The sequence below is a fragment of the Mycobacteroides immunogenum genome, from assembly GCF_001605725.1.
GTDB classification, from domain to species: domain Bacteria; phylum Actinomycetota; class Actinomycetes; order Mycobacteriales; family Mycobacteriaceae; genus Mycobacterium; species Mycobacterium immunogenum.
Genome location: NZ_CP011530.1, coordinates 2,956,128 through 2,976,144 on the forward strand (window position 1 = coordinate 2,956,128; position 20,017 = coordinate 2,976,144).

At 64.3% G+C, this 20,017-nt stretch carries 17 protein-coding genes and 1 pseudogene; 8 read left to right on the plus strand and 10 right to left on the minus strand.

Annotated features, from left to right (window positions below; all coding sequences use genetic code 11):
- Positions 1 to 36: 36 nt before the first annotated feature.
- From ABG82_RS14430 to ABG82_RS14440, 3 genes are read left to right on the plus strand one after another with little or no spacing between them, the layout of a single operon-like run.
- Entirely contained in the window at positions 37 to 237 is a 201-nt protein-coding gene (locus ABG82_RS14430; protein WP_043075655.1) for a hypothetical protein, read from the plus strand.
- Between the two features lie 33 nt (positions 238 to 270).
- Positions 271 to 1,029, plus strand: a complete 759-nt coding sequence (locus ABG82_RS14435) for a hypothetical protein (protein ID WP_043075654.1) — start codon at positions 271 to 273, stop codon at positions 1,027 to 1,029.
- A gap of 2 nt (positions 1,030 to 1,031) precedes the next feature.
- Positions 1,032 to 1,850: a DUF6498-containing protein gene (locus ABG82_RS14440; RefSeq protein ID WP_043075653.1), complete on the plus strand. Its 819-nt coding sequence runs from the start codon at positions 1,032 to 1,034 to the stop codon at positions 1,848 to 1,850.
- A 7-nt stretch (positions 1,851 to 1,857) separates the two neighbouring features.
- Here ABG82_RS14440 and ABG82_RS14445 read toward each other — a convergent pair whose 3' ends face one another.
- Positions 1,858 to 2,274, minus strand: a complete 417-nt coding sequence (locus tag ABG82_RS14445; RefSeq protein WP_043075652.1) for a DUF5313 domain-containing protein — start codon at positions 2,272 to 2,274, stop codon at positions 1,858 to 1,860.
- 171 nt (positions 2,275 to 2,445) lie between these two features.
- On the opposite strand from ABG82_RS14445, the gene ABG82_RS14450 reads away from it, so the two are divergent.
- Positions 2,446 to 2,784, plus strand: a complete 339-nt coding sequence (locus tag ABG82_RS14450; RefSeq protein WP_043075651.1) for an ArsR/SmtB family transcription factor — start codon at positions 2,446 to 2,448, stop codon at positions 2,782 to 2,784.
- Here the strand turns inward: ABG82_RS14450 and dnaE are convergent.
- The 5 genes from dnaE to lspA all read right to left on the minus strand — a co-directional run bounded on the left by dnaE (position 2,781) and on the right by lspA (position 9,590).
- Complete coding sequence (gene dnaE, locus ABG82_RS14455; protein WP_043075650.1) at positions 2,781 to 6,335, minus strand: DNA polymerase III subunit alpha; 3,555 nt, start codon at positions 6,333 to 6,335, stop codon at positions 2,781 to 2,783. The genes ABG82_RS14450 and dnaE overlap by 4 nt on opposite strands.
- A 155-nt stretch (positions 6,336 to 6,490) precedes the next feature.
- Complete coding sequence (locus tag ABG82_RS14460) at positions 6,491 to 7,039, minus strand: lipoprotein LpqH (protein WP_043075649.1); 549 nt, start codon at positions 7,037 to 7,039, stop codon at positions 6,491 to 6,493.
- 12 nt (positions 7,040 to 7,051) lie between these two features.
- Positions 7,052 to 8,020 carry an EamA family transporter RarD gene (gene rarD / locus ABG82_RS14465; protein ID WP_043075648.1) on the minus strand — a complete coding sequence of 323 codons (969 nt, stop codon included), beginning with the start codon at positions 8,018 to 8,020 and terminating at the stop codon, positions 7,052 to 7,054.
- A complete protein-coding gene (locus ABG82_RS14470) occupies positions 8,017 to 8,934 on the minus strand; it encodes an RluA family pseudouridine synthase (protein WP_043075647.1) in 918 nt (305 codons plus the stop codon). The genes rarD and ABG82_RS14470 overlap by 4 nt, the downstream gene beginning before the upstream one ends.
- Positions 8,931 to 9,590 carry a signal peptidase II gene (lspA, locus tag ABG82_RS14475; RefSeq protein WP_043075646.1) on the minus strand — a complete coding sequence of 220 codons (660 nt, stop codon included), beginning with the start codon at positions 9,588 to 9,590 and terminating at the stop codon, positions 8,931 to 8,933. Before lspA ends, ABG82_RS14470 begins: the two co-directional genes overlap by 4 nt.
- Positions 9,591 to 9,688: 98 nt before the next feature.
- On the opposite strand from lspA, the gene ABG82_RS14480 reads away from it, so the two are divergent.
- Positions 9,689 to 10,606: an asparaginase gene (locus ABG82_RS14480; protein ID WP_043075806.1), complete on the plus strand. Its 918-nt coding sequence runs from the start codon at positions 9,689 to 9,691 to the stop codon at positions 10,604 to 10,606.
- Here ABG82_RS14480 and ABG82_RS14485 read toward each other — a convergent pair.
- Complete coding sequence (locus tag ABG82_RS14485) at positions 10,559 to 11,938, minus strand: DNA polymerase IV (RefSeq protein ID WP_078343210.1); 1,380 nt, start codon at positions 11,936 to 11,938, stop codon at positions 10,559 to 10,561. The two genes, ABG82_RS14480 and ABG82_RS14485, sit on opposite strands and share 48 nt — an antisense overlap.
- 104 nt (positions 11,939 to 12,042) lie before the next feature.
- On the opposite strand from ABG82_RS14485, the gene ABG82_RS14490 reads away from it, so the two are divergent.
- Positions 12,043 to 12,612 carry a class I SAM-dependent methyltransferase gene (locus tag ABG82_RS14490; RefSeq protein WP_179948704.1) on the plus strand — a complete coding sequence of 190 codons (570 nt, stop codon included), beginning with the start codon at positions 12,043 to 12,045 and terminating at the stop codon, positions 12,610 to 12,612.
- 113 nt (positions 12,613 to 12,725) lie between these two features.
- Here ABG82_RS14490 and ileS read toward each other — a convergent pair whose 3' ends face one another.
- Both ileS and ABG82_RS14500 read right to left on the minus strand, forming a co-directional pair.
- Positions 12,726 to 15,935 carry an isoleucine--tRNA ligase gene (gene ileS / locus ABG82_RS14495; RefSeq protein ID WP_043075643.1) on the minus strand — a complete coding sequence of 1,070 codons (3,210 nt, stop codon included), beginning with the start codon at positions 15,933 to 15,935 and terminating at the stop codon, positions 12,726 to 12,728.
- A gap of 219 nt (positions 15,936 to 16,154) precedes the next feature.
- Positions 16,155 to 17,414, minus strand: coding sequence for an MFS transporter (locus ABG82_RS14500; protein ID WP_043075642.1), 1,260 nt, complete (start codon positions 17,412 to 17,414; stop codon positions 16,155 to 16,157).
- 91 nt (positions 17,415 to 17,505) lie between these two features.
- Here ABG82_RS14500 and ABG82_RS14505 point away from each other — a divergent pair, with 91 nt between their 5' ends.
- Positions 17,506 to 18,378: a LysR family transcriptional regulator gene (locus ABG82_RS14505; RefSeq protein WP_043075641.1), complete on the plus strand. Its 873-nt coding sequence runs from the start codon at positions 17,506 to 17,508 to the stop codon at positions 18,376 to 18,378.
- A 15-nt stretch (positions 18,379 to 18,393) separates the two neighbouring features.
- Positions 18,394 to 19,454: pseudogene (locus ABG82_RS14510) on the plus strand (putative nucleotidyltransferase substrate binding domain-containing protein).
- Here ABG82_RS14510 and ABG82_RS14515 read toward each other — a convergent pair.
- Positions 19,443 to 19,991 carry an exonuclease domain-containing protein gene (locus tag ABG82_RS14515; protein WP_043075639.1) on the minus strand — a complete coding sequence of 183 codons (549 nt, stop codon included), beginning with the start codon at positions 19,989 to 19,991 and terminating at the stop codon, positions 19,443 to 19,445. The pseudogene ABG82_RS14510 and the gene ABG82_RS14515 overlap by 12 nt on opposite strands.
- Positions 19,992 to 20,017: the final 26 nt, after the last annotated feature.

The window sequence follows — 20,017 nt, forward strand, 5'->3', positions numbered from 1 at the left end:
TTGACCGAACTTCTTGGTTAGGCATATCCTGTATTCATGACGACCTTTGAACGCGCCGCACAGCAGGTGCGCACCGTGGACGTCTCCGCGTGGCCCGCCTACCAGCTACTGGCACTCGGAGCCGGTGCGGCGGTATTCGTCGTCACGCTCGTGCTCATCGCCTCGATGTCTACAGCCGTACTCGCCGCCGCCGCCGTGGCCAGCTTTGGCTGGCTCACAGGCTCACTCATTCACTGAGCAGGAGCGCACCACGGGGTGTAATACATCCCCATGTCTTCACCCAGTGAATCGGCTGCCGCACATTCGGGTGGGCACCGTATCGAACGAATCGCCCACGAGATGTCCGATGACGTGCTGGCGGCCGAAAAGCACCTACCGTCGTGGCTTCGGCCCGGCGCACCGGAGAGCCGGATCCCGGTTCTCATCGCCCTAGTCGCGGCGATTTGTCTTCAGCTGGCCATACCCGCCCAGTTCAACCTCACACCACGCTGGCCCCTACCCGTTCTCGAGTCCGCGCTGCTCGTGGTGCTGGTAATCCTGAATCCGATAAAGTTCACGCGCTCAACAACACTCGGCCGCTGGGCGACATATCTGCTGATCGCGGCAATCACGGCCGACAACACCATCTCGGCGGCGCTATTGGATTACAAGATCGTGACCGGCCAGATGGGTGACAATCCCCGCGTGCTGCTGGGCAGCGGGCTGGCGATCTTCATCACCAACGTGATCGTTTTCGGCATGTGGTACTGGGAGTTCGACCGCGGCGGCCCGTTCGCGCGGCGCACCACCCAGCGGCCACATCCTGATTTCATGTTTCCGCAGATGGCCAATCCCGAACTCGCACCGCCGGATTGGCGACCGAAGTTCCCTGACTATCTCTACGTGAGCTTTACCAATGTGGTGGCCTTCTCCCCCACAGACACCATGCCGCTGTCACGGTGGGCCAAGATGCTGATGACCCTGCAGTCGATGGTGGCGCTCTCCACGGTCGCGCTGGTGCTGGCCCGTGCCGTGAACATTCTGAGCTAGCGATGATCTCCCAGGATTGGGTTCCGGGACGGGAAACACCAGGAACCTTCAACCGAATCCTTCACCTGGCCACGATGATCGTGGTGAACGCGATTCCCCTGACCGGATGGTTCATCGGGGGGTGGACCGCCGGGACAACCCTCGCCGTCTACTGGTTCGAGACCGTGGTGGCGTCGCTGTTCGTCGCCCTTCGCGCGCTGCTGCACAAACGGTGGAACCCCCGCCGTGGGCATTTCCGGTATGAGGCGCCGGGGCCCGATCGCCGCTACGCACGCACCTCTTTCGTCACGGGGTTCCTGTTCACCACTCTCGTGTTCTCGGCAGCCCACGGATTCTTTCTGGCAGTGATCGTGCTCCTACTCACCCACAACGGGAAGGCAGAACTGATCGGTATTGATTGGCGCAGTGTGGGTTTCGGATGCCTTCAGGTACTCATCGCGCTTGCCGCCGACTTTCTTGTCGACCTTCCCTCACTACGCCGGTGGACCTTTTGGCAGCTGGAGGTGCTGGCGAGTCGCGGATTTCTGCGAGTGGCCGTGGTGCATCTGACGCTGATCTTCGGAATGTTCGCCGTCGCGGTCACCGATGCGCCGTCGGCCTTGTTCAGCGTATTTGTCGCCCTCAAGACCATGTACTCGTTGAGCACCACATTTCCACAATGGGAACCGGCCACCCCACCACGCTGGCTCAGCACGGCGATGAATCGCATCCCCAGCGCACGCCCCGGACTGACATTCGAGCAGCAGTGGGCCAAGGACCGCCGCGACGAGGCGGCGCGACGCAAGAAGAATGACGAGCCGTGGACCGAGGCGAAGCGCTGATCACAACTCAGATGGGGTCGCTGCTGGAGTAGGTATCGCTGGACTCGGGGCGAGCTCCGTAACGCTGGGCATATGCCTCGTGCTTACGTGCATGCTTCTCCCGGTTACCGATATCGGCCAACTTCGGATCCAGATCGTGTTGAGCCAACCGGTAGCGGCGCCAGATCTTGTTGAGTGCGTGGGTCATCAGGATCGCCCAGACATAGATGGGCAGGGTGATGGCGACGTGCAACAGTGTTCCGCCGGGTAAGAGCCAGAACGGCGCGAGAATGAAGTGCGGCGGGATCACATATCGGACCATGTGCCGCCGGATCGCGCCGGGCCCGGACAGATCGTTGGCCACCCAGTCCCGCATCGAGTCGGGCAGCCGCCGTCCGTAGGCGTAGGTGATGAACTGTCCGATACTTGGCCGGTCGGTCGTCATACAGAACTCCTGAGCGCTAGGCGGCTCTCGCCGGAGTGGGCAGCAGACAGCCCTGCTGAATACAGGTAAGGCCCCGGCGAGAGCCGTCAGGAACTATACAAGTGCCTCTATCCAGCATTATTGCCGGGTTGCTAATCTTTGCACATTGTTGTGTGGTGAGATGAGCTTGCTATGGACGCACGTCAGCCGCTGTACCGAATGAAGGCGGACTTCTTCAAGACACTTGGTCATCCGGTGCGTATCCGGGTGCTGGAGCTGCTCAGCGAGCGCGACCAGGCAGTGTCGGAAATGCTGCCGGAAGTGGGCATCGAGGCGGCGAACCTCTCGCAGCAGCTCGCCGTGCTGCGGCGCGCTGGCCTGGTGACGGCCCGTCGCGAGGGTTTATCGGTGCTGTACACCTTGACCTCGCCACGCGTCGCCGAACTGTTGGCGACCGCGCGCACAATTTTGACCGGCGTGGTGGCCCATCAAGCCGAATGGCTCGATGGCACCGACGACGCCGCGAGTTAGCCGCCCAGACAGCCCGGACCGAGCAACGCCTTGAGATCGCCCATCAAGGCCGACGACGGGGTCACCCGAAGCGACTGATCGAGCTCCAGCGTGGTGACGCGCTCTCCACTAATCAATCGCAGGTGCACCTGATTGGTACCGGGATGCCGCGCCAACACCTGCTTGAGCGCGGTCACCTTATCGATGGTGCACTGCCGGGTGGGCATGGTCACCGCGACCGGGCGGTCATCGGCCGCCTGCGAGAAATCCGGGACCACCAGATCATTGGCGATCAGCGAGACGCGGTCATCCCGGATCGCGACCTTCGCGCTGACGAGCACCACGGCGTCGTCAGCGATATCCGCCCCGTACACCGAGTAGGCCTGCGGGAAGAACAGCACCTCGATACCACCGGTCAGATCTTCGAGCTGAGCTGAGGCCCAGGGCATTCCGTTCTTGTTGACACGACGGTTGACCGAGGCCAGGATGCCGCCGACACGTACCTGGGTGTCGTTGGCGATATCGCCTTCGAGGATCGTGGGAATCTGGGTGTCGGTTTGACGGCCCAGCAGGTGCGCCACCCCATTGAGCGGGTGCCCGGACACGTACAGGCCCAGCATCTCGCGCTCCAGGGCCAGCTTGTGCTTTTCTTCCCACTCGTCGTCGGGCACCTTGATCGCAAACACAGACGAAGACTCCGCACTGTCATCCCCACCGCCGAACAAGTCGAATTGCCCCATGGCTTCGGCCTTCTTGGTGCCGAGCACCGAGTCGACAGCATCGGATTGCACAAGGAAAAGCCCCTTGCGGGGATGCCCGAGCGAGTCGAAGGCACCCGCCTTCACCAGCGATTCAGTGACCTTCTTGTTGCAGGCGGCGATATCGATCTTGTGCAGATAATCCGAAAAGTCGGTGAAGGCGCCCTTTTCCTCGCGGGTCGCAATGAGCGACTGCACCACGTTGGCACCGACATTTCGTACACCGCCCAGCCCATAGCGGATGTCCTTACCCACCGAGGCGAAGTTATGCACGGACTCGTTGACATCCGGTGGCAGCACGGTGATGCCCAGGCGGCGACAGTCGGCGAGATACACGGCCGCCTTGTCCTTGTCGTCACCGACCGACGTGAGCAGGCCTGCCATGTATTCAGCCGGGTAGTTCGCCTTGAGGTAGCCCGTCCAGAAAGACACCAGGCCGTAGCCGGCGGCGTGCGACTTGTTGAACGCATAGCCGGCGAACGGAAGAATGGTGTCCCACAACGCTTTCACCGCGCCTTCGGAGAAACCGTTGTTCGTCATACCCTCATAGAAGCCCTTGTATTCCGCCTCGAGGACTTCCAGCTTCTTCTTACCCATGGCCTTGCGCAGCGCGTCGGCCTTACCCATCGAGTACGAGGCGACCTTCTGGGCGATGAACATGATCTGCTCTTGGTAGACGATCAGGCCATAGGTCTCGGAGAGGATTTCCTTGAGCGGCTCTTCCAGCTCGGGGTGAATCGGTTTGATGGGCTGACGGCCGTTCTTACGGTCGGCGTAATCGTTGTGGGCGTTCATGCCCATCGGGCCCGGGCGATACAGCGCCAGCACGGCGACGATGTCGTTGAACCCGGTGGGCTGCATGCGGCGCAGCAGGTCACGCATCGGCCCGCCGTCCAGCTGGAAAACACCCAGTGTGTCACCGCGGGAGAGCAATTCGTAGGTCGCCGGATCATCGAGCGGCAGATGATCGAGGTCAAGATCAATGCCCCGGTTCGCCTTGATGTTGTCCAGAGCATCGCCGATGACGGTGAGGTTGCGCAGACCCAGGAAGTCCATCTTCAACAGGCCGATGGCCTCGCACGACGGATAGTCCCAGCCGGTGATGATGGCGCCGTCCTGGGCGCGCTTCCACAGCGGGATGGCCTCGGTCAGCGGCTCCGAGCTCATGATGACCGCGCAGGCGTGCACGCCTGCGTTACGGATCAGACCCTCCAGGCCGAGCGCCGTCTGATAGATGTTGCGCACATCGGGATCGGTGTCGATCAGACCGCGAACCTCGGCGGCCTCCTTGTACCGCTCGTGTTCGGGGTTGGTGATACCCCATACCGGGATGTCCTTGGCCATGATCGGCGGCGGCAGCGCCTTGGTGATGCGGTCGGCGATCGCGAAACCCGGCTGCCCGTAGTGGATTCGCGCCGAGTCCTTCAGCGCGGCCTTGGTCTTGATGGTGCCGAACGTGATGACCTGCGCGACCCGATCACTGCCCCACTTATCGGTGGCGTAACGGACCATCTCACCGCGGCGGCGGTCGTCGAAGTCGATATCGATATCGGGCGCCGACGGACGTTCCGGGTTGAGGAAGCGCTCGAACAGCAGGCCATGCGGTATCGGGTCGATATTGGTGATACCGAGCGCGTAGGCGACGAGCGATCCCGCCGCCGAACCACGACCGGGCCCGACACGGATGCCGACCTCTTTCGCGTGCGAGACGAGGTCGCCGACGACGAGAAAGTATGCGGGGAAGCCCTTTTGCTTGATGACATCCAGCTCGTAGTGGGCACGGGTGAAGTACTCGTCGGGCACTCCACCGGCGATGCCCTCGAAGCGACGCGCCAGCCCGCGATCGACTTCCTTACGCAGCCAGGAGTCCTGATCCTCGCCGTCGGGTACCGGGAACACCGGCATCCGATCCTTGAAGTTCCAGACATCCTCATAGGACTGCACACGTTCGGCGATCAACAGCGTGTTGTCGCAGGCACCGGGAACGGCGTCATCCCACAGGTCCCGCATCTCCGACGCGGGCTTGAGGTAATAGCCGTCGCCGTCGAACTTGAAGCGCGTGGGATCCGACAGCGTCTTCCCGGTCTGCACACACAACAACGCCTCGTGGTTGTGCGCGTGGTCCTTGGTGACGTAGTGACAGTCATTGGTGGCCAGCGGCGGAATGCCGAGTTTCTTGCCCACCTCCAACAGACCTTCGCGCACCCGTCGTTCGATCGACAGCCCGTGGTCCATCAGCTCCAGGAAGAAGTTCTCCTTGCCGAAGATCTCCTGCCATTTGGCCGCGGCGGCGAGTGCCTCTGCTTCCTGGCCGAGCCGGAGCCGGGTCTGCACTTCACCCGACGGGCATCCGGTGGTGGCGATGACGCCACTGGCGTGCTCGGCGATGAGCTCGGCGTCCATGCGCGCCCACTTGCCCAGCTGACCCTCGAAGGAAGCCAACGAGGACAGCTTGAACAGGTTGCGCAGGCCCGTGGCGTTCTCGGCAACCATCGTCATATGGGTGTACGAACCCGAGCCGGAGACGTCATCGGACTTTTGGCCCGGGTCGCCCCAAAAGACACGTTTGGTATCGAAGCGCGACGCCGGAGCAATGTAGGCCTCGATACCGATGATGGGCTTGACGCCGGTGGCCGCCGCGACGTTGTAGAACTCGCTGGCCCCGTACATGTTTCCGTGGTCGGTCATACCCACCGCGGTCATGCCCAGCCGTTCGACCTCGGTCAGCATCGGCTTGATCTTCGCCGCACCGTCGAGCATCGAGTACTCGGTGTGGTTGTGCAGGTGCACGAACGAAGAATTCGAGGAGCTCACACGTGCCTTTCGTACCGACCCAGGATTGGGGCGTCAATCGCTAGAGGGGTCAGTTTATTGCGGAGGTCTGACAGACCCGGGCGTGTCGGGGGTGTGTCGTCAGGCTCATCCAGCTACCCGATTCACAACGGTCACAAAAGTCCCGCCAGCAACGGTCAGCCCGCGTTCCAGCCCGGCGCGCAATTGACGTCGACCACGTAGGTCATGGTCTTCTTGACACCGCTGTCGATGGCGGGCCCTTCTCCCTCGATATGAAAGCTGTCGCCGTCCTTGGTCGCCGTGATCTGCTCGCCGACGTTGTCTTCCTCGCGAAGCAAAATGATGAGTTCAGCTGTCTGGATATCGAACATCTGGACCGCCTGCGAATTCGGGTCGAGCTTCACCATCGCGTGGCCCCCGGAAACCTTCTTCGGTCCGACGTTGATGAGCAACTGGGTCACACCTTTGTTGGTAAAGCAGTAGACGGGGCCAGGCATGTTCAACACCGTGCCGTCGACCGTGACCCTCGCGTCGCCCGACGGTACGAAACCGGGTTGCTTGCCCCCTACCTTCAAAGCCCGCACCGTGTTCTGCGCCGGTATCGCATCTGCCGTCGCGGCTGCGATGCGCGCGTCCGCGGCCCGCGGCTCGGCCGTGTTGGGCTGCGCTTGCGGTGACGCACAGCCGGATAACGCGGCGGCGACAACGGCCACCCCGATGATCATCTGTCGCAACGTTCAGTCCCTCCCGTTTGCCCGAGCCATATCGCTCTGCGGAACCGTAGCTTGTGTGCTCGCCCGGCGTCGCAAGATCAGCGAGCCGCGCACGGTGTCGACGGTGAAAATCACCAGTGCCGCCCAAATCAAGACAAATCCCGCCCAGCGCTCAGGCGGCATCGCCTCGTGTTTGACCAGCACACCCCACAGCATCTGCAAGGACGGCGTCAGATACTGCAGCAACCCGAGGGTGACCAAGGGAATGCGCTGTGCCGCAACACCGAACATCAACAATGGCAGAGCTGTCACCACACCGCTGAGCACCAGCAACGCGGTATGCCCGTGACCATGCCCCAAGAAATGTTGCTGCCCGGTCATGCCCAGAAACACCAGGTAGGCGAGCGCGAAGGGCGCGGCGACGATGCCCTCGGCGGTCAGGCTCACCCGTGGATCGACAGTCACGGTTTTCTTGATGGCCCCGTAGCCCGCGAACGAAACGGCAAGGATCAAGGTGATGACCGGAAGCTGACCGTAGCTGATGGTCAGCACCGCGACCGCGGTGAAGGTCAACACAAGAGCCAGCAGTTGCCATAGGCTCAGCGGTTCCCGGAAGATCAACACACCCAGCAGCACCGTCACCAGCGGGTTGATGAAGTACCCCAGCGCGGCGTCCAGCACATGTCCGGCGTTGACAGCGTAGATGTACACGCCCCAATTGAGGGCGATCAGCACCGAGGCGCCGACGAGCAAGCCCCAGTTCCGCGGCCCCATGGTGACCAGCTCACGCAGCCGTCGCGAGAGGGCGACCACGGACACCATCAACAGCAGCGTCCACACCATCCGGTGCGCCAGAATCTCCGCGGCGGTGGCGGGTCCCAGCAGCGGAAAGAACGCCGGGAACAGTCCCCATATCAAGTAGGCGGCGGCGCCGAACAGATACCCGGACTTCAGGCGGCGACTCTGTTCAACGGCGGTGGCAGCACCACTCATCGCAGGGTGTCGAGCGCGTGGGCCAGATCCTCGGGGTATTCGCTGGTGATCTCCATCCAGCGACCGTCTCCCGGATGTGCGAACGCCAATGACTTGGCGTGCAGCCATTGACGTTCCAGCCCAAGCTTGGCCGCCAGCGTCGGATCCGCGCCGTAGGTCAGATCACCACAGCAGGGATGCTTGATCGCCGAGAAATGCACCCGGATCTGGTGGGTGCGGCCGGTTTCCAGGTGGATGTCGAGCAGACTGGCCGCCACGAAGGCCTCAAGGGTGTCGTAGTGGGTGATGGAATGGCGACCGTCCTCGACGACCGCGAACTTCCAATCGTGGCCGCGATGGCGGCCGATGGGCGCGTCGATGGTGCCGCTGGATGGGTCCGGATGCCCTTGCACGAGCGCGTGATACCGCTTCTCGACGCGACGGTACTTGAAGGCGCGCTTCAGCTCGGTATAAGCCTTCTCCGAGAGCGCGACAACCATCACTCCGGAGGTCCCGACATCCAGACGGTGCACGATCCCCTTGCGTTCGGGCGCGCCGGAGGTGGTCATCCGGAACCCCGCCGCGGCGAGCCCACCGAGCACGGTCGGGCCGGTCCAGCCGACCGACGCATGGGCGGCCACACCTGCCGGTTTGTCCACGGCAACCAGGTCGTCATCGGCGTAAAGGATCTTCATGCCCTCGATGGCCTCGACGCGGTTCTCCGGAGGGGCCTTGGGCTCGGGCAGCGTGACTTCCAGCCACGTGCCCGCGGTCAGTTTCTCGGACTTGGCGACGGCGACCCCGTCCAGCAGCACCGCGCCCTCTTCGGCCAGGGCTGCCGCGGCAGTGCGCGACAGTCCCAGGAGTCGGGCCAGCCCGGCATCGACACGCATACCGGACAGGCCGTCGGGCACCGGCAGAGAACGCGAGGTCATGACGGATTGGTCTGGGAAGCCTGCGCGTCGGCGCTCTCGCTGTCCTCTTGGTCCGTTTTTACGTCCGCGTGGTCGCCGCTGGACGCCTCCGGTGCGGGCGTCGAACGCCCTTCGGAATCCGATGCTCCGGGCGTGGAACGCCCTTCGCGGTCGTAGTCGTAGCCGAACAGTGACAGCGCCACCAACAGAATCGCTCCACCCACCACCGAGGGATCCGCGACATTGAACACCGGCCACCAGCCGACCGAGAGAAAGTCGACCACATGCCCGCGCAGCGGTCCGGGGCCCCGGAAGAATCTGTCCACCAGATTGCCCAGTGCGCCGCCAAGAATCATGCCCAAGCCGATTGCCCACCACGTGGAGACCAACCGTCGACCGATCAGCAGGATTCCCACCACGACCGAGATGGCGATCAGCGTCAGCACCCAGGTGTAGCCGGTGGCGAAGGAGAACGCGGCACCCGAGTTACGCACCAGCGTCCAGGTCACGGTGTCGCCGATGATGGGCACGGGCTTGCCTGGTTGCAGCAATCTGACGGCAAGGACCTTGGTGACGACGTCCAACACGAGCACGACCGCTGCCACGATGAGCAGCAGTTTTATCCGCCGCTGGGGCTTCGGGGCGGTTTCGGGCTCATCACTCACATCCCCCATCATCCCCTACTCGGCGGGACGCTTTGCGCAGCCTGTCTGCGATGATCGCCGCTGTGTCCCCCGCTCTTGGCTCACAAGACTCCTCACCGGCCCTTGTCCTGCTGACAACCGGCGGAACCATCGCGACCGAAGTCGGTACCGACGGCATCGCCCGGCACGCCAGTTCGGGGGACGATCTGCTGGCGGTGACCGGGTGCGGCGACGTACGCGTCGACGATCTGATGGCAATCGACAGCGCGGAGATGACACCGCAACGGTGGCAGCAGATCGCCGCCGCCGTCCGTGGTCATGTGGCCGGTGGCGCGACCGGCGTGGTGATCGCGCACGGCACGGACACGCTCGAAGAGACCGCCCTGTGGCTCGCGCTGACATGCGCGGTGTCGGTGCCCGTCGTCCTGACCGGCGCCCAACGCAGCGGCGACCACCCCGAATCCGACGGCCCCGGCAATCTGCGTGATGCGTTGACCGTGGCCGCGAGCGGCCAGGCGCTCGGCGTGGTGGTGTGCTTCGCCGGAGGGGTGTACCCGGCCGCGGGTATCCGCAAGGTCGATTTGACCGATGCCGCCGGATTCGCCGGAGTCGCACCGATCGGCCAGGTGCGCGATGGCCAGTTCGTCCGTAGCGCCCAGGCACCCCCGGCGTTCCTGGGCACCGTGACCCGTCCCGCCCTGCCGCGCGTCGACGTGGTGAGCCTCTACCCGGGGGCCGACGCGGTCGCGCTGGACGCCTACGCAGATGCGGGCGCACAGGGCCTGGTGCTGGAGTCCATGGGTGCGGGCAATTCCAATGATGTTGTCATCGACTCCGTTTCCCGCCAGGTCGAGAACGGTATGCACGTCTTGGTGACCACCCGGGTGCCCGGTGGCACCCTGACTCCGGGTTATGCGCCGGGCCAGCGGTTGGTCGATGCCGGGGCGGTGATGGTGCCCCATCTTCGCGCCGGGCAGGCTCGCGTGCTGTTGATGGCGGCCCTAGCCACCGGCTCCGATCTCGTCTCCGTCGTCGAGCGCCTCGGCTGACTCCCCCGGCCAGTCCAGGCTGGCCACCGGGTCGGCACGGGCCACCTCGGGGTCATCGACCGCGAAGGTGCGGGCGATTCCCGGTCCGCTACTTCGCGTCTCGAATCTGACCGTCATCACGCCATGGCCGGTGCCCTGTATCCAGCCGTGCCCGAAATGAGCATGGTCGACATCGTCCCCGATCCCCCAGGTGGCAACCTTCCGGACAGGCGCGGCGGCGGACGGCGCCTCGTCGGTGTGTGCGATGGCGTCGGTCTGCTCCAGATCGGGGAACAGCGAGGTCTGCTGCACATCAGAGAACCCCGAAAATCCTACGCCGACAAGGCGAATGGGTCCGATCTCGACCGGGTCGAGTAGCAGCCGGCGTGCCGCCGACATCAATATCGCGCGTTCCGTGGTGGCGTAAGGCAAGGTTGCCGACCTGGTCAGGATGCTCATGTCCGAACGGCGCAGCTTCACCGTCACCGTCCGGACGCCCCGGCCGTGTTTGATCAGGCGCCGGTGGGCATGCACACCGATGGGCTCGATGGCCTCGCGAAGTTGATCGAGAGTCGTCAGGTCGTCCGGGAACGTGGACTCCGCGCTGATCTGTTTGGTCTCGGCCCGCTCGGCCACCGGGCGTTCATCGATTCCGCAGGCCAGTTGATGCAACGCCGGACCCAGCGTGGCGCCCAGCACCGAGGCGGCCTCGCTGGGCTGGAGCGCCGCGAACTGGCCAATGGTGGTGATGCCCAGCCTGTTTAGGCGCTCTTCCGCGACGGGGCCGATGCCCCACAACTTGCGCACCGGTAGGCCGTCGAGCAGCGATCGCTCTTCCTCCGGCGCGATGATCCGCGCCCCGTCGGGTTTGGCCAATCCCGACGCGATCTTGGCGATCTGCTTGCCCGAGCCCGCTCCAACCGACGCGGTCAGCCCGGTGTCTTTCAGCACGCGCGCCCGCAGCTCGGCGATGTATTCCGCGACTGAACCTGTTGCAGCACCTACTAGTTCGACGGGCTCCCCGAACGCCTCGTCAAAGGACAGCTGTTCCAGCACGGGAATCATCGAGCGCACCGTCGCGAACACATGCCTGCTGGCCACGCCATACACCGAACCGCGGGGAGGCAAGACCACGGCATTGATACCCACCAGCCGCCGCGCCTGGTGCATCGGCATCGCCGACCGGGCGCCGAACACCCTGGCCTCGTAACTGGCGCCGGCCACCACGCCACGGCCACCGGTTCCGCCGACCAGGACCGGACGGCCACGCAGAGTTGGCCTGGTCAACTGCTCGACCGAGGCAAAGAAGGCGTCCATGTCGAGGTGCAGAACCCATCGACCGGCAGCACACACGCGATCATCGTATTGCGCAGCCCCGACACCCCCGTGACCGAACCTCGACAAGATATGGCCGAATCACGGTACTCGGACAGCGGCCGCGTCCCTAGCCTGATGTCATGGCAATGAATTTGGTGCATCGGTGGTGCTGTAGCTCGGATATGTGGGCCCGCAAGACCGAATCGCAGCTCCTCCCGTGGGCGCTGCAGGGAGTCGAACTCGGTGCGGACGCCCTGGAGATCGGCCCGGGTTACGGTGCGAACCTGCGCGTGCTGACCAAGCGCACACCGCAGCTCACGGCGGTAGAGATCGATGATGTGATGGCCTCGCGGCTCCAGCGGCTCTACGGCGACCAGGCGACGGTGATCCAGGGCGATGGCACCAAGCTGGGGTTCGACGACGATCGATTCAGCTCGGTGGTGTGCTTCACCATGCTGCACCACGTCCCCACCGCTGACCTACAAGATCAACTGTTCGCGCAGGCCCACCGAGTGTTGGCGCCGGGCGGCGTCTTCGCGGGTAGCGATGGCGTGCACTCCACATTCTTCCGGCTGTTGCACATCGGAGACACCTACAACCCGGTGCCGACCACCTCGCTACCGGCTCGCCTGCGCGCGGCCGGTTTCACCAACATCGAACACCATCTCGACGGCGGTAATCAGCGCTGGCGCGCCGTGAAAGCCGCCTAAGGCTGGGGGTCCGGCTCAGCAGTCGCCGGGGTGCCCGGCTACGAGCGACAAGCACGTCGACGTGCCATCGTTGTCGCTCGTAGCCGGGCGCAGGAGACTCCGGCCGCGCGGGCTCAGCCAGCCGCCTTCTGCAACGACACCCGAACCCCGTCACCGAGATCGGTGGCGGGCGATGGCATGTTCGCGCCGTCTTCACTGACTTCCAATGTGGTGGCGAGAATTTCGCCGGCGATCAGATCACGGTGCCGATGCGCCCACGCGCGACGTTCGGCCGGAACGTCCAGCACGACCTCGATGCGGTCCGACACCTCTAGGCCGGTGGACTTGCGCAGATCCTGCAGCTCGCGAATCAGGTCGCGGGCCCAGCCCTCGGCCTCCAACTCCTCGGTGACGGTGTCGTCCAGGATGACCAGCCCGCCACCCTCGGGCAGCGCTGCTGTGGAATCTGGCTCGGCAGCAACAAGTTTCGAGTCGAACTCGCCCTCCAGCAGGGTAATGCCGGCTGCGACGACAGTGCCGTCGGCCTGCTGGCTCCAATCGCCGGACTTGACGGCCCGGATGACCGTCTGCACGTCCTTGCCCAAGCGCGGGCCCGCCGCACGTGCGTTGACCGTCAGCTCGAACTTGCCGTAGGCCGCGATATCGTCGGTCAGTTCCACGGATTTCACGTTGAGCTCATCGGCGATGAGTGCGGTGTACGGCTCCAACCGCTTCGGATCGGGTACCGCGACCGTCAAGGTGCGCAGCGGCAGGCGTACTCGCAACTTCTTGGCCTTACGCAACGACGACGCCACCGAGCACACGTTGCGCACCTCGTCCATGGCGGCCACCAGATCAGCATCGGCGGGCAGCACCGATTCCGATACCCAGTCGGTCAGATGCACCGAGCGCTCCCCGGTCAATCCCCGCCAGATGACCTCGGTGGTCATCGGCAGCAGCGGTGCCGCGAGGCGACACGTCGTCTCCAGCACCGTGTGCAGGGTGTCGATCGCATCCGGGTCCTCATCCCAGAACCGCGAACGTGACCGTCGCACATACCAATTGGTGAGCGCATCGGTGAACTGCCGCAGCTGTTCGCAGGCACCGGAAACATCGCAGTCATCCATGGATTTTGTGAGGTCATCGCGCAGCCGCGCCAATTTGGCCAGGATGTACTTGTCGAGCACCTGGGTTGAATCGGTGCGCCACACACCGGGTTTGGGCGCGTACAGCTGCAAAAAGCTCCACGCGTTCCAGAGCGGCAAGATGACCTGCCGCACGCCCTCGCGGATGCCTTGTTCGGTGACGATGAGGTTGCCGCCGCGCAGGATCGGCGATGCCATCAGGAACCAGCGCATCGCATCGGAACCGTCGCGGTCGAACACCTCGTTGACGTCCGGATAGTTGCGCAGCGACTTGCTCATCTTCTGGCCGTCGTTGCCCAGCACAATGCCGTGTGACACACAGGTACGGAACGCCGGCCGATCGAAGAGCGCTGTCGCCAACACGTGCATGACGTAGAACCAGCCACGGGTCTGACCGATGTATTCCACGATGAAATCGGCCGGGAAGTGCTTCTCGAACCACTCCGCGTTCTCGAATGGGTAGTGCACCTGCGCGTAAGGCATTGAGCCGGAGTCGAACCAGACGTCGAAGATGTCGGGGATTCGGCGCATGGTGGACTTGCCCGTAGGGTCGTCCGGGTTCGGGCGGGTCAGCTCGTCGATGTACGGACGGTGCAGATTGTCCGGCCGCACCCCGAAGTCGCGTTCCAGCTCGTCGAGGCTGCCGTACACATCGATGCGGGGGTAGGCCGGATCGTCGGACTTCCACACCGGAATGGGGCTGCCCCAGTAGCGGTTACGGGAAACGGACCAGTCCCGCGCCCCCTCCAGCCACTTGCCGAACTGACCGTGCTTGACGTGCTCCGGGTACCAGGTGATCTGCTCGTTGAGCTCGACCATACGATCGCGGAACTCGGTCACCTTGATGAACCACGACGAGACCGCCCGGTAGATCAACGGGTTTCGGCAACGCCAACAATGCGGGTACGAGTGGTCATAGGTCTCGTGGCGCAGCAGAACCGCGCCATTGACACCCGCAGCACCGGTCCCGTTCTTGAGGTCCTTGATGATCTGCGCGTTGGCATCAAACACCTGCTGCCCCTGGTAATCGGGCACGGTGGCGTCGAATCGGCCCTTGGAGTCAACCGGCGTGACCGGGGTGATCTGCGCCTTGTCGGTGACGTTCTTGTCCTCTTCACCGTAAGCGGGAGCCATGTGCACGATGCCGGTGCCGTCGTCGGTGGTGACGTAGTCCCCGGACAGCACGGTGAAGGCGTTGGGCGAGGCATCCTGCTGGAAATAGGGGAAGGGCGGCACATACCGCAGCCCCAGCAGTTCCGCACCGGTGTAGGTGTCCAACACCGTGGGCTCCTCGCCCAACTCACGGGCGTACGCGCCAATCCGGGCCTGCGCCAACAAATAGCGATCCTCGGAATCTTCCGGTTTCACTACCGCGTAGGTGACCTCGGGATTCACCGCAACGGCAAGATTGGACGGCAATGTCCATGGCGTGGTGGTCCAGATCAGCAACCGCGCGCCGTCGAGTGTCGCCCATCGGGTGTTCTCGTTGCCGGCGATCCGGTAGCCGACCGTGACGGCGGGATCCTGACGGCTCTGGTAGACGTCGTCGTCCATGCGCAGTTCATGGTTGGACAGCGGCGTCTCGTCGCGCCAGCAGTACGGCAGCACGCGATAGCCCTCGTACGCCAAACCCTTGTCCCACAACTGTTTGAACGCCCAGATGACCGATTCCATGAAGGTCGGGTCCAGCGTCTTGTAGTCGTTGTCGAAGTCCACCCAGCGTGCCTGCCGGGTTACGTACTCGCGCCATTCCTTGGTGTAGCGCAGCACCGATTCGCGGCAGGCCTCGTTGAACTCGGCGATGCCCATCGAATCGATCTGGGACTTATCGGTGATGCCCAGCTGCCGCTCGACTTCCAGCTCGGCGGGCAAACCGTGAGTGTCCCAACCGAATCGGCGATCCACTTGAAAGCCCCGCATAGTCTGATAACGCGGAACGATGTCCTTGACGTATCCAGTGAGCAGATGCCCGTAGTGAGGCAGCCCGTTGGCAAACGGCGGACCGTCATAGAAGACGTACTCCGGGGAACCGTCGCGATGGGCGATGCTGGCGCGGAAGGTGTCGTCGGCTTCCCAGTAGCGCAGCACCTGCTTTTCCAGCGCGGGAAGATTCGGGGATCCACTGCGCTGATCGGCGCCTAGCTCGGTCCGCGGGTACGCGTCTGTGGATGAGCCGCTTGCGCTAAGACCATCAGACATAGTCGGTACATCTCCCTGTGCTCGCTGGCACGGGGACGATGGGACGCCGTCGGCGTACCTCCGCGGTACCACCCCGCTTGCCCCACACTGCCCGGGGCCGCTCACTGACGGCTGTGACGGGCCTGCCCGTCCGGTTCTACTGGGTATCCGCGCACGGCACGGAACTTTTCTTCCGGAGACTCCCCGGTGATGGCCGGATCGGTGTCTATACCGGCGATTCTATTCGGGTGCGTTGATATGGCCAAACCGGTTTCGGAGCAGCATGACAGCCGCCAGGACCAGGGCAATTGCCAGTAGCGTGCCCACAAAGAGCACCGTGAGCGCCCAGCCACCGGCCTGATAGGCCAGCCCGCCCACCGCACCCGCCACCGAACTCCCCAGGTAGTAGCTGAACAGATACAACGCCGACGCCTCGGCCCGGTCGCGCTGCGCGACGGCACCGACCCAGCCACTCGCGACGGTGTGCGCGGCGAAGAAACCGGCCGTGAACACACCCACCCCGACGATCACCGCGGCAAGAGAGTTGGGGACGGTCAACGCCAACCCGATGGCGGTAATGACGATCGCGGCGATGAGAACCAGTCCCCTGCCCCGGCGATCCGCCAGCCGTCCGGCCACCGCCGAGGACATGGTTCCGGCCAGGTAGAGCAGAAAGAGCAGTCCGGCGACGGCCGTGGGCAGCCCGAACGGCGGCGCGACCAGCCGATAGCCCAGATAGTTGTACACGGTGACGAACCCGCCCATGAGCAGGAACGCCAGCCCGAACATGATGAGCAGGACCGGATTTCGCAGGTGCATCCCGAGGATCCGCACCGTGGTGCCCACCCTGACCTTCTTCGGCACGAAGAACTGCGACTTGGGAAGCAACGCGGCGAACAGCACCGTGCACACCAAAGTCATAGCACCGCTGCCCAGTAGCGCGATCCGCCAGTTGCTCACATCGAGCACCGAAGAAGCCACCAGGCGTCCGGCAAGCCCGCCGACCGTCGTCCCCGCGATGTATCTGCCCATCGCCGAACCAAGCGATCCCGGATGAACCTCCTCGGCCAGAAAGGCCATCGCCACCGCCGGAATGCCTGCCAGTGCAACACCTTCGGCAGCACGGCCGATCAGTAGCACCGCAAATGTCGGGCTGGCCGGGAGCAGTAATCCGATGATGGTGGTGGCGATGGCCGACACCAGCATGACGTGCGTGCGGCCAAATCGTTCCGAAAGGACACTGGCCGGAATGATGGACAGCGCGAGCATCCCGGTGGTCACCGAGACCGTCAGCGCAGACGCGGCGGGGCTGACTCCGAGGTCCGCGGACAGCGCCGGCAGCACGGCCTGTGTTCCGTAGAGCGCCGCGAAGGTGGCAAGACCGGCGGCGAACAGCGCGCCGGTGAGCCTGCGGTATCCGGCAGTACCCGTCCGGTGCGGCACCGGATCTGCGCCGTACACGTTCGAGGTGGTGCCGCGGGTACTCGGAGCCATCGCCATGGATCTCAATGCTGCTCCGGATCAGGCATATTGCGGAAATGAGCAATTTGTAGATTTATAATTCGATTCACGCATAAACGGAGGTAGAGGTATGGCCGATGGTGACTACGAGTGGTACATCACACTCGCCGAGCTACAAAACGTCACCGCGGCCGCCAATCAGCTGCAGCTTGCGCAGCCGACCCTCACGCGCATGCTGGCCCGTTTGGAACAGCATCTCAACGTGCGGCTCTTCGACCGGCACGGTAAGCGACTCACCCTCAATCCGTTCGGCCGCATCTTCTATCAGCACGCGCGCCGCGCTCAAATGGAACTGGACTCCGCGCGCCGCGCGATCAACGACCTCGCGAACCCCGCCGAAGGCGAGATCCGGCTCGGGTTTCTGCACACCTTCGGCCCCGCCTTGGTCGCCGGATTGATCGCGGGATTCGCGGCGTCGTCGCCGCATGTGCGGTTCGTGCTGGAACAGGGCGCGGCCGGCAGCCTTGATGATCTCGTCGCGAATGGCGACCTCGATGTCGCCATCGTCTCCCCACGCCCCCGCCGCGCCAATCTCGGCTGGCGCAACCTATTCCGGCAGCGCCTCGGTGTGGCCGTACCGACCGACCACCGCCTGGCACAGGCCGAAGACGTGTCCATGGCCGATCTCGCCGATGAGCCATTCGTGGCCATGCCGCCAGGATTCGGTATGCGCCGCCTGCTCGAAGAACTGTGCGCCACCGCGCAATTCCAGCCACGCATTGTGCTCGAATCGAGCAACCTGACCACGGTGGCGGGTCTGGTCGCGGCCGGTCTCGGTATCACCGTGCTCCCCGTCGATGCCACCACCTACCCTCCCGACCTCCGGATGCTCCCCCTCATCGATGCCGACGCGCACCGGGATGTCGGCATCATCTGGAGCTCCGGGCAGCCGCTGTCACGCCCCGTCCGCGATTTCATATCCCACGCTGTCGCATCGACGTAGGTAACAATCATCTCCATGTCTGCCCCGGTGCCACCCGAGAACGGGATAGCCCACGCCATCGCGCAGATCGATTCCGCGACAGACGAGGCGGCGTTCTGCACGGCCGTGGGCGCCGCCCGGATGGTGATAGCCCTGGAGGTGCGCGCCCGTACGCCGGAGGCGACGCTGGCCGCGGCATGGTCGGAGGCATTGCGCCACAGCGTCCGGGCGGCGGCCCGGCTCGTGACCGGTGGAGTGAATCCCGGATGGACCTGGTTCGTTTCCGGAAGCGTCGCGCGCGGCGAGGCCGCACCGGGATCGGATGTCGAGACGCTGATCGCCGTCGACGACACCATCGACGCCGACGGAAAAACTCAGATCATGGAGCTGGCCGCGCTGGTCCACGCGATGCTCGAACGCGGCGGCATCGGCAGCGATGCCAACGGGGTCCTGGCAAGCCGGGGCCGATTCTGCCGCCGTACCAGCAATTGGTTCGAAGGAATCGAACGCTGGTGCGCCAATCCGCCCGCAGACCGCGGAGTCGTGATGGCTGGCTTGATGTCGGATTCACAGGGGGTGGGCACCGGTTCGTCGCTGCCGGACCACGCCCTGCGCAGCGAGAACGTCCGCTGCGCCGCTGCGCAGGGCGCCACTACCCGATCCGTCTTGCGATGCTGCAAGACGCCGTCGCCGTTCGTGCGGGATTTCCTTCGCGACTGAAGATCTTTGCGACCCAATCCGATGCGGTCGACCTCAAGGTCGCGGCGATTGACCCCGTGGTCAAGATCGCCCGCTGGGCGGCGTTGTCGGCCGGAACGGATGTGCTCAGCACTCCCGCGCGGCTGGACGCGGCAGCGGCGGCCGAAGTGCTGGACGCCGACGACGCTTCGACTCTGCGCGATTGTTTCGGCTGGCTGCTGCGATTTCGCTGGCACTCACGGGCGACCGCGTGGCAGGAGGGCCGGCAGATGTCCGATACCGTCTCGCTGTCCGCTCTTGCCCCACAGGAACGTGCCATGTTGCGCGGTATCGCCCGCGAGATCGCGGGGATCAGACGCAAGCTGATCTATCTGTCGTCCACATCCTCATTCCAATAGCTTGTCGTACCAGCGCATCGCCCAGCGGGCGTCACCAAGGGCCGTGTGCCGCTGGCCCGCGGACGGTGTCTTCACACCGAATTGCAGTGAGAGATTGGCATAGTCGGCATCCGGTATCAGCCCGCGTGCCCGCAGCCGTGATGCTGTCGTGGCGACCACATCGACAGGCTCGGGATTCCACGCGGGACGGACCCCATGGTTGACAAACATCTGCGTCAAACACTCCGTGTCGAACCGCGGGATCACACCGACGATGGTGGCGCCGGCCGTCCACTCCTCGACAAGCGAAACCGCCTCGGCGGCACGGAATACGCGGGGAAACTGCAGCGGCCGCATGCGCACCTGCGGGTGCCGCTTATGAAAACCGCTGATCTCCAGGCCCGCCGGATCAGCAGTCTCCAGATCGAGGTCCTGCACATCGACGCACAGGTGCAGCTGCCGCTGCCCTTCCCCGGTCCTACGGATGATCGCGATTTCCCATGGCTGACGCCCGGGGTGAAGTCCGGTGGTCTCGGTGTCGAGAAAAACCAGCGCCATGCGGACATCCTCTCGCGAGCGACACC

Bases quoted from the DNA above. Each gene is read 5' to 3' on its own strand.
- ABG82_RS14430 (WP_043075655.1), top strand. From the start codon at position 37: ATGACGACCTTTGAACGCGCCGCACAGCAGGTGCGCACCGTGGACGTC.
- ABG82_RS14435 (WP_043075654.1), top strand. From the start codon at position 271: ATGTCTTCACCCAGTGAATCGGCTGCCGCACATTCGGGTGGGCACCGT.
- ABG82_RS14440 (WP_043075653.1), top strand. From the start codon at position 1,032: ATGATCTCCCAGGATTGGGTTCCGGGACGGGAAACACCAGGAACCTTC.
- ABG82_RS14445 (WP_043075652.1), bottom strand. From the start codon at position 2,274: ATGACGACCGACCGGCCAAGTATCGGACAGTTCATCACCTACGCCTAC.
- ABG82_RS14450 (WP_043075651.1), top strand. From the start codon at position 2,446: ATGGACGCACGTCAGCCGCTGTACCGAATGAAGGCGGACTTCTTCAAG.
- ABG82_RS14460 (WP_043075649.1), bottom strand. From the start codon at position 7,039: ATGATCATCGGGGTGGCCGTTGTCGCCGCCGCGTTATCCGGCTGTGCG.
- rarD (WP_043075648.1), bottom strand. From the start codon at position 8,020: ATGAGTGGTGCTGCCACCGCCGTTGAACAGAGTCGCCGCCTGAAGTCC.
- ABG82_RS14470 (WP_043075647.1), bottom strand. From the start codon at position 8,934: ATGACCTCGCGTTCTCTGCCGGTGCCCGACGGCCTGTCCGGTATGCGT.
- lspA (WP_043075646.1), bottom strand. From the start codon at position 9,590: ATGATGGGGGATGTGAGTGATGAGCCCGAAACCGCCCCGAAGCCCCAG.
- ABG82_RS14490 (WP_179948704.1), top strand. From the start codon at position 12,043: ATGGCAATGAATTTGGTGCATCGGTGGTGCTGTAGCTCGGATATGTGG.
- ileS (WP_043075643.1), bottom strand. From the start codon at position 15,935: ATGTCTGATGGTCTTAGCGCAAGCGGCTCATCCACAGACGCGTACCCG.
- ABG82_RS14500 (WP_043075642.1), bottom strand. From the start codon at position 17,414: ATGGCGATGGCTCCGAGTACCCGCGGCACCACCTCGAACGTGTACGGC.
- ABG82_RS14505 (WP_043075641.1), top strand. From the start codon at position 17,506: ATGGCCGATGGTGACTACGAGTGGTACATCACACTCGCCGAGCTACAA.
- ABG82_RS14515 (WP_043075639.1), bottom strand. From the start codon at position 19,991: ATGGCGCTGGTTTTTCTCGACACCGAGACCACCGGACTTCACCCCGGG.